Origin of the sequence: Pantoea sp. Morm (assembly GCF_016643525.1) — a bacterium.
In the GTDB taxonomy this organism is placed as follows: Bacteria; Pseudomonadota; Gammaproteobacteria; order Enterobacterales; family Enterobacteriaceae; genus Pantoea; species Pantoea dispersa.
In genome coordinates this window covers 84,237-98,129 of record NZ_VOQX01000005.1, presented here as the reverse complement: position 1 = coordinate 98,129, position 13,893 = coordinate 84,237, and the positions used below count along the sequence as shown (strand labels likewise).

Annotated in this window: 12 protein-coding genes; all 12 read right to left on the bottom strand. The window is 59.6% G+C overall.

Annotation, left to right across the window (positions count from 1 at the left end; genetic code table 11):
• Position 1: 1 nt before the first annotated feature.
• Positions 2–922, bottom strand: coding sequence for a D-alanine--D-alanine ligase (locus FT726_RS03265; protein ID WP_058759625.1), 921 nt, complete (start codon positions 920–922; stop codon positions 2–4).
• Entirely contained in the window at positions 915–2,390 is a 1,476-nt protein-coding gene (gene murC, locus FT726_RS03260; RefSeq protein ID WP_031279704.1) for a UDP-N-acetylmuramate--L-alanine ligase, read from the bottom strand. Before murC ends, FT726_RS03265 begins: the two co-directional genes overlap by 8 nt.
• Positions 2,391–2,460: 70 nt before the next feature.
• Positions 2,461–3,519 (bottom strand): undecaprenyldiphospho-muramoylpentapeptide beta-N-acetylglucosaminyltransferase, encoded by a 1,059-nt coding sequence (gene murG, locus FT726_RS03255; RefSeq protein WP_150360694.1) that lies wholly within the window; start codon positions 3,517–3,519, stop codon positions 2,461–2,463.
• On the bottom strand, positions 3,516–4,730 hold the full coding sequence (gene ftsW, locus FT726_RS03250) for a cell division protein FtsW (protein ID WP_021507561.1): 1,215 nt from the start codon (positions 4,728–4,730) through the stop codon (positions 3,516–3,518). The genes murG and ftsW overlap by 4 nt, the downstream gene beginning before the upstream one ends.
• Positions 4,730–6,046 (bottom strand): UDP-N-acetylmuramoyl-L-alanine--D-glutamate ligase, encoded by a 1,317-nt coding sequence (gene murD / locus FT726_RS03245; RefSeq protein ID WP_346302393.1) that lies wholly within the window; start codon positions 6,044–6,046, stop codon positions 4,730–4,732. Before murD ends, ftsW begins: the two co-directional genes overlap by 1 nt.
• Positions 6,047–6,048: 2 nt before the next feature.
• The gene (gene mraY / locus FT726_RS03240) at positions 6,049–7,131 is read right to left on the bottom strand and encodes a phospho-N-acetylmuramoyl-pentapeptide-transferase (protein ID WP_021507563.1); all 1,083 of its coding nucleotides are present in this window, start codon (positions 7,129–7,131) and stop codon (positions 6,049–6,051) included.
• The gene (gene murF, locus FT726_RS03235; RefSeq protein ID WP_288423292.1) at positions 7,125–8,486 is read right to left on the bottom strand and encodes a UDP-N-acetylmuramoyl-tripeptide--D-alanyl-D-alanine ligase; all 1,362 of its coding nucleotides are present in this window, start codon (positions 8,484–8,486) and stop codon (positions 7,125–7,127) included. Before murF ends, mraY begins: the two co-directional genes overlap by 7 nt.
• Positions 8,483–9,970 (bottom strand): UDP-N-acetylmuramoyl-L-alanyl-D-glutamate--2,6-diaminopimelate ligase, encoded by a 1,488-nt coding sequence (gene murE / locus FT726_RS03230; RefSeq protein WP_346302392.1) that lies wholly within the window; start codon positions 9,968–9,970, stop codon positions 8,483–8,485. Before murE ends, murF begins: the two co-directional genes overlap by 4 nt.
• Complete coding sequence (locus FT726_RS03225; RefSeq protein ID WP_288423287.1) at positions 9,957–11,726, bottom strand: peptidoglycan glycosyltransferase FtsI; 1,770 nt, start codon at positions 11,724–11,726, stop codon at positions 9,957–9,959. The genes murE and FT726_RS03225 overlap by 14 nt, the downstream gene beginning before the upstream one ends.
• Before the next feature lie 16 nt (positions 11,727–11,742).
• Positions 11,743–12,063 (bottom strand): cell division protein FtsL, encoded by a 321-nt coding sequence (gene ftsL, locus FT726_RS03220; protein WP_021507567.1) that lies wholly within the window; start codon positions 12,061–12,063, stop codon positions 11,743–11,745.
• Positions 12,060–13,001 carry a 16S rRNA (cytosine(1402)-N(4))-methyltransferase RsmH gene (gene rsmH, locus FT726_RS03215; protein WP_288423284.1) on the bottom strand — a complete coding sequence of 314 codons (942 nt, stop codon included), beginning with the start codon at positions 12,999–13,001 and terminating at the stop codon, positions 12,060–12,062. The genes ftsL and rsmH overlap by 4 nt, the downstream gene beginning before the upstream one ends.
• Before the next feature lie 2 nt (positions 13,002–13,003).
• On the bottom strand, positions 13,004–13,462 hold the full coding sequence (gene mraZ, locus FT726_RS03210; RefSeq protein ID WP_021507569.1) for a division/cell wall cluster transcriptional repressor MraZ: 459 nt from the start codon (positions 13,460–13,462) through the stop codon (positions 13,004–13,006).
• Positions 13,463–13,893: the final 431 nt, after the last annotated feature.

Genomic DNA, 13,893 nt, shown 5'->3' with positions numbered 1-13,893 from the left:
ATCAGTCAGCCAGCTCCAGAATGCGCGCCACCAGTTGCGGGAAGCTGTATCCCGCCTGCTTTGCCGCCATCGGCACCAGGCTGTGGCTGGTCATGCCTGGCGAGGTGTTCACTTCCAGCAGCTGGAAGTTGCCGTCACCGTCGACCATCACATCAACCCGTCCCCAGCCGCTGCAGCCTAACGCGCGCCACGCGGCCAGCACTAATGTCTGCAGTTCCGCCTCTTTCTCCGCACTCAGGCCGCTCGGGCAGAAGTATTGAGTATCGTCAGAAATGTATTTTGCTTCATAGTCATAGAACTCGCTGGCGGTCTGAATTCTGATTGACGGCAGAATTTCGTCGCCGACGATGCCCACGGTGTATTCGGCACCGCTGAGAAAAGCTTCCACCAGCACGTCATCATCATGGCGAAACGCCTCCTGCAGCGCGGCTGGCAGCGCCTCCGCCTGGTTCACGCGGCTGATGCCGACGCTGGAACCTTCACAGCTTGGCTTCACAAACAGCGGCAGTCCGAGCGCGGCGATCGACGCCTGCGCTGCGGCATCCAGCCCCAGCTCATACTGCTGGCGCGTCAGCCAGACAAATTTGCCCGCCGGCAATCCCCTGCCCTGCCACAGCAGTTTGCTGCGCAGTTTATCCATGGTGATGGCCGACGCCATGACGCCGCTGCCGGTGTAGGGCAGTTGCAGAAACTCCAGCAGCGCCTGCAGCGTGCCGTCTTCGCCACCGCGACCGTGCAGCGCGATAAACGCTTTGGCAAAGCCCTGCTGCCGAAGGTCCAGCACTGAGACATCACGGGTGTCGACACCGTGCGCATCAATGCCCATCTCGCGTAGTCCCGCCAGCACCGCGCTGCCGGACATCAGTGACACCTCGCGCTCGGCGGAGGTACCGCCCATCAATACCGCGACTTTCTCAGCCATGGCGCGCCTCCGTGTTCAGAGCCGGCTGCAGCTGAATCTCAGCCAGCTTGCGGGCAATTTTGCCGATGTTGCCGGCGCCCTGCACAATCACCAGATCGTCGCCGGACAGCAGCGGTGCCAGCGCATCCGGCAGCGCTTCGTGCTCGGAGACCAGAATCGGATCGACCTTGCCGCGATTGCGGATGGCACGGCACAGTGAACGGCTGTCCGCGCCCGGAATAGCAGCTTCGCCCGCCGGGTAGACATCCAGCATCAGTAACACATCCACCTGAGACAGCACATTGGCGAAATCATCGAACAGGTCGCGGGTGCGCGTGTAGCGATGCGGCTGAAATACCATCACCAGCTTTTTCTCTGGCCAGCCGGCGCGCGCCGCTTTGATGGTGACATCCACTTCGGTCGGATGATGGCCATAATCGTCGACCAGCATCGCGCTGCCTGGCTTACCGTTAACGGCAGCGGTGTCAAACTCGCCCAGCACGTCGAAACGGCGACCGGTGCCCTGGAAACTCTCCAGCGCTGCCAGAATGGCGTTGTCGTCAATGCCCTCTTCGCTGGCAACCGCCACGGCTGCCGCGGCGTTCAGCGCGTTATGGCGACCCGGCGCATTCAGCGTCACGTGCAGCACCGGCTTGTCCTGACGAATCAGGGTGAAGTGGCCCTGCGCGCCGCGCTGTTCGTAGTTTTCGACCCGCACATCCGCATCGTCGCTGAAACCATAAGTGGTGACCTGACGGCCCACGCGCGGAATCAGATCGCGAATCACCACATCGTCCACGCACATCACCGCGCGCCCGTAGAACGGCAGGTTGTGCAGGAAGTTAATAAACGTCTGCTTCAGGTTCTCAAAATCGCCCTGATAGGTATCCATGTGATCCGCTTCGATGTTAGTGACAATCGCCACCATCGGTTGCAGATGCAGGAAAGACGCGTCGCTTTCATCCGCTTCCGCAATCAGATAACGGCTGCTGCCGAGGCGCGCGTGCGTACCCGCCGCTTTGACCAGACCGCCATTGACGAACGTCGGATCGAGACCGCCTTCCGCATAAATACTGGTCACCATCGCGGTGGTGGTGGTTTTACCGTGCGTGCCGGCAATCGCGATGCCGTGCCGGAAACGCATCAGCTCAGCCAGCATCTCCGCCCGGCGGATCACCGGGATACGCTGCTCACGCGCCGCCACCAGCTCCGGGTTGTCCTGCGCCACGGCGGTAGAAACCACGACGACGCTGGCATCGGTAACATTTTCCGGGCGATGGTTGAAGTAAATGGTCGCGCCCAGCGAGGCCAGATGCTGCGTAACCGGATTGGGCGCCAGATCGGAGCCGCTAATGTGATAGCCTTCGTTCGCCAACACCTCGGCAATACCGCCCATGCCGGCACCGCCGATGCCGACAAAGTGGATGTGCCGGACGCGACGCATCTCGGGCACAATAGAACGCAGTTTTGCCAATTGTTGTGTATTCATCTGTCTCTGTTACCTGTTTTCCCGTTTGCACCTGCATTCAGATGCAGGCCAGTCAAACTGACCGGTTAACTTACTTCGCGACGCGCGCAACCTCTTGTGCCACCCGTTCGGTCGCATCAGGAATCGCGACCTGGCGGGCTTTTTTCGCCATCGCCAGCAGCGTGGCGCGATCCCAGTGGCGCAGCGTGTCTGCGACGGCCGCAGCAGTAAACTGCGGCTGCTCGAAAATTTTGGCCGCGCCGGCTTTTTCCAGCGGCAGCGCATTCCAGTACTGCTGACGATCTTTGTGCTGGAACGGCACGAAAATCGCCGGTAAACCCGCCGCCGCCACTTCACTGACGGTCAGCGCGCCGGAGCGGCACACCACCACATCGGCCCACGCATAGGCTTGCGCCATGTCATCGATGAACTCGGTGACCTTATGCTGCGGCTGGCCAGCGGCCTGATACGCCTGCTGCACGGTCTCCCGTGCGCCTTTGCCGGTCTGATGCCACAGCGTGATGGCGTCACCCAGTTCGGCGGCGACCTGCGGCACGATCTGATTGAGGATGCGCGCCCCCTGACTACCGCCAATCACCAGCACGCGAATCGGCCCGCTGCGGTGTGCCAGACGCTGCGCCGGCAGCGGCAGCGCCAGCACATCATTACGCACCGGGTTGCCCACCACCTCAGCAGTGGGGAACGCGCCCGGAAAGGCCTGCATCACTGTGGTAGCGATTTTCGCCAGCCACTTATTGGTCAGCCCGGCAATACCGTTCTGCTCGTGCAGCACCACCGGGATGCCGCAACTCCACGCCGCAAGGCCGCCCGGCCCGGAAACATAACCGCCCATGCCCAGCACCACATCCGGCTGCCAGTTTTTCATGATGCGGCGCGCCTGGCGCCACGCATTGAAGATGCGCACCGGTGCCAGCAGCAGGGCCTTTACGCCTTTACCGCGCAGTCCGCTGATGCGGATGAAGTCGATATCGATGCCATGCTTTGGCACCAGATCGGCTTCCATCCGGTCTGCCGTTCCCAGCCAGCGCACCTGCCAGCCTTGTTCGATCAGATGATGCGCCACGGCCAGTCCGGGAAACACATGTCCGCCGGTCCCCCCTGCCATGACCATCAGCCGTTTACCACTCATCGGGCACCTCGGGTAAACGCCTGGGCTTTTGCCAGACGTGTTTCATAATCTATGCGCAATAAAAACACGATGGCGGTCGACATAATGATCAGACTCGATCCACCGTAACTGATCAGCGGCAGCGTCAGGCCCTTGGTCGGCAGCATACCCGCCGCCGCACCAACGTTAACCAGCGCCTGGAAGCTAAACCACACGCCAATGGAACAGGCGAGGAAGCCGGAAAAACGCTGGTCGATCTCCAGCGCGCGACGGCCAATCGACATTGCGCGAAAAGCGACGAAGAATACCATCAACAGCGCCAAAACCACACCGACATAACCCAACTCTTCACCGATAATTGAGAAGATAAAGTCGGTATGCGCTTCCGGCAGATACTCCAGTTTCTGCACCGAGTTGCCCAGGCCCTGCCCCCAGAACTCACCGCGGCCAAACGCCATCAGCGACTGGGTCAGCTGGTAGCCGCTGCCGAATGGATCTTCCCACGGGTTCCAGAAGGAGGTCACGCGGCGCATACGGTAAGGTTCCGCGATAATCAGCAGCACCACGGCGAAAATGCCGGAGCCGATAATCGCCAGGAACTGCCACAGTTTGGCGCCCGCCAGGAACAGCATCGCCAGCGTGGTAACAAACAGCACCACCACGGTGCCGAGGTCCGGCTGGGCCAGCAGCAGCACCGCCAGCACCACCATCACGCCCATCGGCTTACAGAAGCCCCAGAAGTTGTTCCGCACCTCTTCCACTTTGCGCACCAGATAACTGGCGAGATAACAGAACAGCGACAGCTTGGATAACTCCGCCGGCTGAATACGCAGCGGCCCGAGCGCGATCCAGCGCGATGCACCGTTAACCGAGCTACCGACCACCAGTACGATCAGCAGCATCGCCACCGAGGCCATCAGCATCGCGTTGCTGTAGCGCTGCCAGAAATCCATCGGTACGCGCAGCGTCACTAACGCCATCCCCAGCGCCAGTGCGATATAAAAGGCATCTCGCTTGGCAAAGTAGAACGGATCGTCGTTAAGACGCTGTCCAACCGGCATCGACGCCGAGGTGACCATGACAAAACCGATAATCGCCAGGCCAAATGTCAGCCACAGCAGCGTGCGGTCATACAGCACTACCGGCGCGTCGTCGTTGTCGCGCGCGCCCATCACCCAATCACGCAGGCGCAGCGAAATAAAACTGGCGATACTGGCTCCGGGAATACGCATCAGCTCAGCTCCTTCGCCAGTTGCGCGAAGCGATCGCCGCGCTGTTCAAAATTACGGAACTGGTCGAGGCTGGCGCACGCCGGTGACAGCAGCACCAGGTCGCCCGCCTGCACCTGCGCGGCAATCTGCGTCATCGCCTGTTCGAGCGTGTCGGTGCGCGTCGCCACTGCCGGACGCAGCGCGGCCAGCGCATCGCCGTCGCGGCCAAAGCAGAACAGCCGCACGTTGTCGCCCTGCAGATAGCGCGCCAGCGGCGTAAAGTCCGCCCCTTTGCCATCGCCACCCAGCAGCAGCCACAGCGTGCCTTTCACCTGCAGGCCGTTAAGCGCGGCTTCGGTGCTGCCCACGTTGGTGGCTTTCGAATCATTAATCCAGCGCACGCCATGCGCTTCGTGCGCCAGCTGGAAGCGATGCGGCAGTCCGCTGTAGGTGGTTAACGCTTTCAGGCTGGAGGCGCGCGGGATATTCACCGCATCGGCCAGCGCCAGCGCGGCCAGCGCATTGGTGTAATTGTGCTGCCCGACCAGCTTCATCTCGTCGGTATTAAGGACTTTCTCGCCCTTCACCCGCAGCCAGGTACTGCCCTGCTGCTGGTTGAGGTGATAATCGCCAACGTCGATGCCAAAGCTGACGCAGCGGCGATCGGCGCCGCGCACCGGCATGGTCATGCCATCGTCGGCATTCACCACGCAGATATCCGCGTTTTCATAGATGCGTAATTTAGCGGCGCGGTACTGCTGCATGCCGAGCGGATAGCGATCCATATGATCCTCAGTGACGTTGAGGATGGTTGCCGCCGCCGCTTTCAGGCTGTGGGTGGTTTCCAGCTGGAAGCTGGAAAGCTCCAGCACATACAGCTGCGCCGGCGATTTGAGCAGCGTCAGCGCTGGCAGCCCAATGTTGCCGCCTACGCCCACCTGCCAGCCCGCGGCGCGCGCCATTTCGCCCACCAGCGTGGTGACGGTACTTTTGCCATTGGAACCGGTGATCGCCACAATCGGCGCCTGCGCTTCACGGCAGAACAGTTCGATATCGCCGACAATTTCAATGCCGGCGTCGGCCGCTTCGCTCAGCGCCGGGTGCGCCAGCGCGATGCCCGGGCTGGCGATGATCAGATCGCATGCCAGCAGCCAGTCGCTGTTGATACCGCCAACGTGGCGCTCCACCTGCTCTGGCAGTTTGTCCAGCCCCGGCGGTGACACACGGGTATCCATCACGCGGGGCGTTACGCCCTGCGCGAGGAAGAAATCAACACAGGACAGGCCGGTGATGCCTAATCCAATGATGACGACTTTTCTGCCCCGATAGTCAGCCATGATTAACGTACCTTGAGCGTTGCCAGGCCAATCAGCACCAGCATCAGCGAAATAATCCAGAAGCGCACGATCACACGCGGCTCCGGCCAGCCTTTCAGTTCATAGTGATGGTGAATCGGCGCCATGCGGAAAATACGCTGACCGCGCAGCTTGAACGATCCCACCTGCAGAATCACCGACAGCGTCTCGACCACAAATACGCCGCCCATTATCACCAGCAAAAATTCCTGACGCAGCAGCACTGCCAGCGTACCCAGTGCGCCACCCAGCGCCAGCGAACCCACGTCGCCCATAAAGACCTGCGCCGGATAGGTGTTGAACCACAGGAAGCCGAGACCGGCCCCGACAATCGCGGTACAGACAATCACCAGCTCACCGGCGTGACGCAGATACGGGATGTGCAGATACTCGGCAAATTTCACGTTACCGGTCGCCCAGGCCACCAGCGCAAATCCCGCCGCGACAAACACCGTTGGCATGATGGCCAGACCATCCAGACCGTCTGTCAGGTTTACCGCATTACCGGTTCCGACAATCACAAAGTAGGCCAGCACCACGTAGAACAGGCCGAGCTGCGGCATAACATCTTTGAAGAACGGCACCACCAGCTGTGTGGCAGGCGTATCTTTACCGGCGATGAACAGCGCGAACGCCACGCCGAGCGAAATCACCGACATCCAGAAATATTTCCAGCGCGCGATCAGGCCCTTAGTGTCTTTACGCACCACTTTGCGATAGTCATCAACAAAGCCAATTACGCCAAAACCGACCAGCACCACCAGCACGCACCAGACGTAAGGATTGGACGGATAAGCCCACATCAGCACCGAAACCGTGATGGAGGTCAGAATCATTATGCCGCCCATGGTCGGCGTGCCGCGCTTGCTGAAGTGCGACTCCGGACCATCGTTACGTACCACCTGGCCAATCTGCAGTTTCTGCAGCCAGGCGATCAGGCGCGGGCCCATCCATAAAGAGATGAACAGAGCGGTCAGCAGGCTGACAATGGCGCGAAACGTCAGATAGGAAAAGACGTTAAAGCCGGAATAAAATGCGACCAGATGTTCGGCCAGCCAGACTAGCATGTTCCTTTCTCCTGTAAGCTCTGTACTACCTGCTCCATGGCGGCACTACGTGAACCTTTAACCAAAATAGTGATGTCCGCATGTTGGGACAGCAGCGTGCGTAAACGTTCAGTCAGTTCAGCTTTACTGGCGAAATGTTCGCCCCGGCCGCTGCTTTCACTAATCAAATGGCTGAAGCTGCCGGTGCTCAGCACACAATCAATACCGGCGGCTTTCGCCGCTTCGCCCACCTGACGATGACAGGCTTCGGCTTCGTCGCCCAGCTCGCCCATGTCGCCGACCACCATGACGCGGAAGCCCGGCATATCGCCCAGCACCTGCGCAGCGGCGGTCATCGAACCAACGTTAGCGTTGTAGCTGTCATCCAGCAGCAGCTGATTACCGGCGAGGCGAATCGGGAACAGGCGCCCAGGAACGGGCTGTAAGGTTTTAAGGCCAGACTGGATAGCGGTTAACGGCGCGTCAACCGACAGCGCCAGCGCGGCAGCAGCCAGCGCATTAGCGATATTGTGCCGGCCCGGCAGCGGCAGCTCGACGGCGATGTCACCGCGCGGCGTGTGCAGGGTAAACAGCGTGGCGTCAGCGCGCAGCACGATATCGCTGGCGCGGAACTCCGCGTCAGCCATCGGCTGCGGCGAAAAGCGCCACAGAGTTTTGTCAGCAAACTGCGGCTGCCAGTTAGGCAGATCGTTGCTGTCGGCGTTGATGATTGCGGTGCCGTGCACCGGTAAGCCGCCAAAGATTTCGCCTTTGGCTTTTGCCACGCCCGCCAGCGAACCGAAGCCTTCCAGATGCGCCGCCGCCAGATTGTTGACCAGCGCGGTTTCCGGACGCACCAGATTGGTGGTGTAGGCGATTTCACCCTGATGGTTCGCGCCCATTTCAATCACGGCATACGCGTGTTGCGGGGTAAGACGCAGCAGCGTCATCGGCACGCCGTAATCGTTGTTAAGATTACCGGCGGTATACAACGTTTCACCGCACTGGCGCAGAATCGCCGCGGTCATCTCTTTCACGGAGGTTTTACCGGAGGAGCCGGTCAGCCCCACCACGCGCGCTTTCGACTGCTGACGCACCCAGGCGCCGAGCTGACCAAAGGCGATACGCGTGTCAGCGACCACCACCTGCGGCACGTCAACCGCTAAACGACGATTCACCAGCAGCGCCTGTGCGCCACAGGCGATAGCGTCGGCGGCAAAATCGTGCGCATCAAAACGTTCACCCACCAGCGCCACAAACAGGCTGCCTGGGGTAGCTTTACGGGTATCCGTGGTGACATCCGCAATCGTGAGATCGCTGCCGTGCAGTTGCCCACCGCTAATCTCTGCCAGGGTTTTCAGCGTAACCGGAATCATGCCATTACCCCCAGCAAACGGGCGACGGTGTCGCGGTCAGAGTAGTCAAGGCGGCGATTGCCGATGATTTGATAATCTTCATGGCCTTTACCGGCCACCAGCACGATATCGTCGGCGCTGGCCTGCATCACCGCATGGGTGACCGCCTGCGCTCGTCCTGCAATGACGCGGGCCCGGCCCGGATCGAGCAGGCCGGTGAGAATGTCGTTAACAATCGCCGTCGGCTCTTCGCTCCGCGGATTGTCATCGGTGATCACCACGATATCGGCAAACTGTTCGGCAATCGCGCCCATCAGCGGGCGTTTGCCTTTGTCACGGTCGCCACCGCAGCCAAATACGCACCACAGTTGGCCCTTGCAGTGCAGCCGGGCCGCTTCCAGCGCTTTTTCCAGCGCGTCTGGCGTATGTGCGTAATCCACCACCACCGTCGGCTTGTGCGCGGCGGTGAACACTTCCATACGCCCGCACACCGGCTGCAGCTGGCTGGCACTGGCCACCAGCGTGTCGAGCGGATAATCCAGCGTCAGCAGTGTCGCCAGCGCCAGCAGCAGATTGCTGACGTTAAAGGCGCCCATCAGGCGGCTGTCAAACTCGCCGTTGCCCCAGCTCGAACTGAACTGCACGTGTGCGCCGCCGTCGTGATAATCGATCGCCGTCGCCTGCAGCCAGCGGCCACGACAGCCGGGCTGCAGATTGTTGCCCAGCGTAACGGCCACGGCATCCGGTAATTTTTCCAGCCAGCGGCGGCCCACTTCATCATCAGCGTTGATGATGGCCTCGCCTACCTGATGCTCAGAGAACAGCAGCCACTTGGCCGATTCGTAGCCCTGCATGTCACCGTGATAATCAAGGTGATCGCGGCTCAGATTGGTAAATACCGCGGCGGCAAACGGCAGCGCGGCCACGCGATGCTGCACCAGACCGTGCGAAGAGACTTCCATCGCCGCCACGGTAGCCCCCTGCCCGACCAGGTCGTGCATAATATGCTGTACATCCACCGCCGAACCGGTGGTGTTTTCACTCGGCACCAGCTGACCGTACAGGCCATTGCCCACCGTGCCCATCACCGCGCCGGTTTCGCCCAGCAGGTTGGCCCACTGCGCAATCAGCTGCGTGGTGGTGGTTTTACCGTTAGTGCCAGTCAAACCAATCAGCTTCAGTTTGTCAGCCGGCTGCTGGTAGAAACGCCCGGCCAGCGCGGAAAGGCGTTGCGGCAGCTGAGCCAGATAGATAACCGGGACGCCGTGCATCTCGCGGATATCACCATCGCTGGCTTCACCTTCAGCCTCGGCAATGACCGCCGCCACACCCTGGGCGATGGCCTGTGGAATAAATCGACGTCCATCAGCATGATGGCCCGCCACGGCGATAAACAGATCGCCAGCAGCCGCAGCGCGGCTGTCCAGTGTCATGTCACGGAGTGGACGCGCCGGCGCGCCAGGCACCCACGGGGCCAGCAAGTCGCGCAGGTTACGATCTGTCACTTGATTCCTCACTTCTCTTATTCTTCACCAACTCGTTTTTATCCACCGTTGGCAGCGCATCCGGTTCAATGTTCATGGTGCGCAGGACACCGCCCATGATGGCGCCAAACACCGGTGCAGAAACCGCACCACCATAATATTTACCGGCCTGGGGATCGTTGATCACCACCACCAGCGCAAAACGCGGGCGACTGGCAGGCGCAACGCCCGCGGTGTAAGCAATGTATTTATTGACGTAGCGTCCGTCCGGACCGACTTTTTTCGCGGTACCGGTTTTGATCGCGATGCGATAGCCCTTGATGGCGGCTTTAACACCACCGCCACCCGGCAGCGCCACGCTTTCCATCATGTGCATCACGGTTTTCACCAGGTCTTCCGGGAAAACGCGCTCGCCCGCCACCGGCGGGTCAACTTTGGTAATCGACAGCGGGCGGTTGATGCCGTAGCTGCCAATGGTTGCGTAGACTCGCGCTAACTGTAACGGTGTTACCATTAGCCCGTAGCCGAAAGAGAAGGTGGCCCTCTCTATGTCAGACCACCGTTGTTTTTGAGGGTATAAGCCACTACTTTCCCCGACCAGCCCCAAATTGGTCGGTTTACCCAGGCCAAAGCGCGCGTAAGTTTCTACCAGCGCTGAGGAGGGCATCGCTAACGCGAGGCGCGAAACCCCGACGTTACTCGACTTCTGCAGAACCCCGGTAAGGGTCAATTCGTTATAGCGCGCCACGTCTTTGATCTCATGACCATTGACGCGATACGGCACGGTGTTCAGAACGCTGTTCTCTTTCACCACGCCGCGCTGCAGTGCGGTCATCACCACCATTGGCTTCACGGTGGAGCCTGGCTCGAAGATGTCGGTAATAGCGCGGTTACGCATCACGTCTTTCGGCGTGTTGCTGAGATTATTGGGGTTGTAAGCCGGGCTGTTGGCCATCGCCAGCACTTCGCCGGTGTTCACGTCCACCAGCACCGCAGTGCCCGATTCGGCTTTGTTGAAGGCAACAGCATTGTTCAGTTCGCGGTACACCAGCGCCTGCAGGCGCTCGTCGATGCTCAGCGTCAGGTTGTGCGCGGCGCGGCTATCGACCGAGGAGATATCCTCAATCACCCGCCCGTAGCGGTCTTTGCGCACGGTACGTTCGCCCGGCTCACCGGTCAGCCATTTATCGAAGCTCTTCTCGATGCCTTCAATGCCCTGGCCGTCAATGTTGGTGAAGCCAATCAGGTGGGCAGTGACCTGGCCGGCCGGATAGTAGCGGCGCGACTCCTGGCGCAGGTAAATACCGGGCAGCTTGAGCTTTTTCACATATTCGCCAATCGCCGGGTTAACCTGACGGGCGAGGTAAATAAAGCGCCCTTTTGGATTGGCGTTGACGCGCGCCGCCAGCTGATCAAGCGGGATCGACAGCGCATCCGACAGCGCTTTCCAGCGGCTATCAACGGTGACGCCGCCGTGCTCGGTCAGCTCTTTGGGATCGACCCAGATGGCGTTAACCGGCACGCTTACCGCCAGCGGGCGTCCGGCGCGATCGCTGATCATGCCGCGCGCGGTAGGCACTTCCTGCACTCGCAGCGAACGTAAATCGCCTTCCTTCACCAGCTTATCCGGGCTGATGACCTGCAGCCACGCCACGCGCGACAGCAATCCACCCAGCGCCAGAAGAATACAGCCGCACAGCAACGCAAAACGCCAGCTTACAAAGCTGGCCTTATCTTCCTGTTTTCTTAACTTCAGCGTTTTGCCTGCGCCGCTCATTGAGGTCTGCGATTCCTTATTTCTGCACCACAATATTTTCCTGGGAAGGATCAACATGCTGCAACTGCAGCTTATCGGTTGCTATCCGTTCTACCCGGCTGTGATCGCCCAGCGCATTCTCTTCGAGGATCAGGTTGCGCCATTCGATATCCAGCGCATCACGCTCCAGCACCAGCTGCTCACGCTGCGCCGTCAGCAGACGGGTCTTATGCGTGGTGGTCACCACCAGCACCGAAGAAACCAGCACGGCGATCAGCAGCAGCAGCGGGATCTTGCCAAAACGCAGCAGATCGCCACCAATGACGCCGGGCAGGCTGTGACGCTCATTGCCAATCACGATGCGGTTCTCTCAGCGATACGCAGGACCGAACTGCGCGCGCGCGGGTTGTCTTTGACTTCGGCTTCGCCAGGAATCAGCTTGCCGAGGGTTTTCAGTTCACGTCCGCCCAGCGCTTTCAGCTGGCTTTCGGTCATCGGAATCCCGGCCGGCACCTGCGGACCACGGCTCTGGTCACGCATAAAGCGCTTCACCAGCCGATCCTCCAGCGAGTGGAAGCTGATGATGGATAAACGCCCGCCCGGTGCCAGCACCGTCAATGCCCCTTTCAGCGCGATATCGATCTCTTCAAGCTCACTGTTGATCCAGATGCGTATCGCCTGGAAGCTGCGCGTCGCCGGATGCTTAAATTTGTCTTTTACCGGCGTTGCCGCCGCAATCAGATCGGCCAGCTCTTTGGTGCGCATCATCGGCTGTTCCCGGTTGCGCTCGACGATGGCGCGGGCGATGCGTTTTGCGAAGCGCTCTTCGCCGTAGGTTTTCAGCACAAACGCAATGTCTGCCTCTTCCGCGCTCTGCAACCACTCGGCTGCCGACTGACCGCGCGTCGGATCCATACGCATATCCAGCGGCCCGTCGCGCATAAAGGAGAAACCGCGCTCGGCGTCATCCAGCTGAGGCGAAGAGACGCCCAAATCCAGCAGTACGCCGTCGATTTTGCCGGTCAGCCCGCGCTCTTCGGCATACTCAGCCAGCGCTGAAAACGGCCCGTGCACAATCGAGAAACGTGGATCGTTTATCTCAGCGGCTGCGGCTATGGCTTGCGGATCGCGATCGATCGCCAGTAACTGTCCGTGCGCGCCAAGCTGCGACAGGATCAGGCGTGAGTGACCGCCGCGACCAAAGGTGCCGTCAATATAAATGCCGTCTTCCCTGATATTAAGGCCGTTAACCGCCTCATCCAGCAGCACCGTGGTGTGTTTAAAATTTTCCTGCATAGCTATAGCGACAAGTCCTGCAACCGCTCAGATAAAGGCTCCTGAGCTGACTGTTCTGCGTCAATATCGTCCTTAACTTGTTGATACCAGGTCTGTTCATCCCACAGCTCAAACTTGTTGAACTGTCCAACCAGCATCACTTCTTTGGTCAGGCTCGCATGCTGGCGCAACGTGTTCGCCAGCAGTAAACGGCCTGCGTTATCCATCTGGCACTCGCTGGCATGTCCTAACAGCAGACGCTGCACGCGACGCTCGTTCGGATTCATACTGGATAACCGGGCCAGTTTTTTCTCAATAATTTCCCATTCGGGCAGGGTATAAAGCAGCAGGCAGGGCTGATGGAGGTCAATGGTGCAAACCATTTGACCCTGAGACTCTGCGAGCAGCAATTCGCGATAACGCGTCGGCACCGCCAGGCGCCCTTTGCTGTCGAGATTGACTAACGTTGCTCCACGGAACATGCCAGCCCTACCCCTCAGTTACCCGTTTTCACCACTTTATCCCACTTTTTACCACGAAACGAGTTTACGGAGCCGATGAAATCCTTGTCAAGCCGCAACGGCAAGTGAATATCACTCTTTACACCGAATGAAATTAACCGGAGAGAAGAATAAGAGGAGAATGAAAGGTCAATTTAAAATTAACCTGATGAATAACAGTATAAAAAAAATTTGCGTCAGATTTATCGGTGAAAATTAGCGCAATTTTACCGCTGCGATTATTCTGCCCCAATCTGCGACGGCGGCGGCATTTTAGGGGATTTCTGAAAGGAAGCCCAGCACCATCGCGTCAGCTCTGCTATGCGCGATTGCTGAAGATGTAAACAAATAAGAAAATCCAGCGCCGATAATTCGTTAGCCGGGGCGATGATAATTTACGCTTTTTTACGCCC

Bases quoted from the DNA above. Each gene is read 5' to 3' on its own strand.
- FT726_RS03265 (WP_058759625.1), bottom strand. From the start codon at position 922: ATGGCTGAGAAAGTCGCGGTATTGATGGGCGGTACCTCCGCCGAGCGC.
- murC (WP_031279704.1), bottom strand. From the start codon at position 2,390: ATGAATACACAACAATTGGCAAAACTGCGTTCTATTGTGCCCGAGATG.
- murG (WP_150360694.1), bottom strand. From the start codon at position 3,519: ATGAGTGGTAAACGGCTGATGGTCATGGCAGGGGGGACCGGCGGACAT.
- ftsW (WP_021507561.1), bottom strand. From the start codon at position 4,730: ATGCGTATTCCCGGAGCCAGTATCGCCAGTTTTATTTCGCTGCGCCTG.
- murD (WP_346302393.1), bottom strand. From the start codon at position 6,046: ATGGCTGACTATCGGGGCAGAAAAGTCGTCATCATTGGATTAGGCATC.
- mraY (WP_021507563.1), bottom strand. From the start codon at position 7,131: ATGCTAGTCTGGCTGGCCGAACATCTGGTCGCATTTTATTCCGGCTTT.
- murF (WP_288423292.1), bottom strand. From the start codon at position 8,486: ATGATTCCGGTTACGCTGAAAACCCTGGCAGAGATTAGCGGTGGGCAA.
- FT726_RS03225 (WP_288423287.1), bottom strand. From the start codon at position 11,726: ATGAGCGGCGCAGGCAAAACGCTGAAGTTAAGAAAACAGGAAGATAAG.
- rsmH (WP_288423284.1), bottom strand. From the start codon at position 13,001: ATGCAGGAAAATTTTAAACACACCACGGTGCTGCTGGATGAGGCGGTT.
- mraZ (WP_021507569.1), bottom strand. From the start codon at position 13,462: ATGTTCCGTGGAGCAACGTTAGTCAATCTCGACAGCAAAGGGCGCCTG.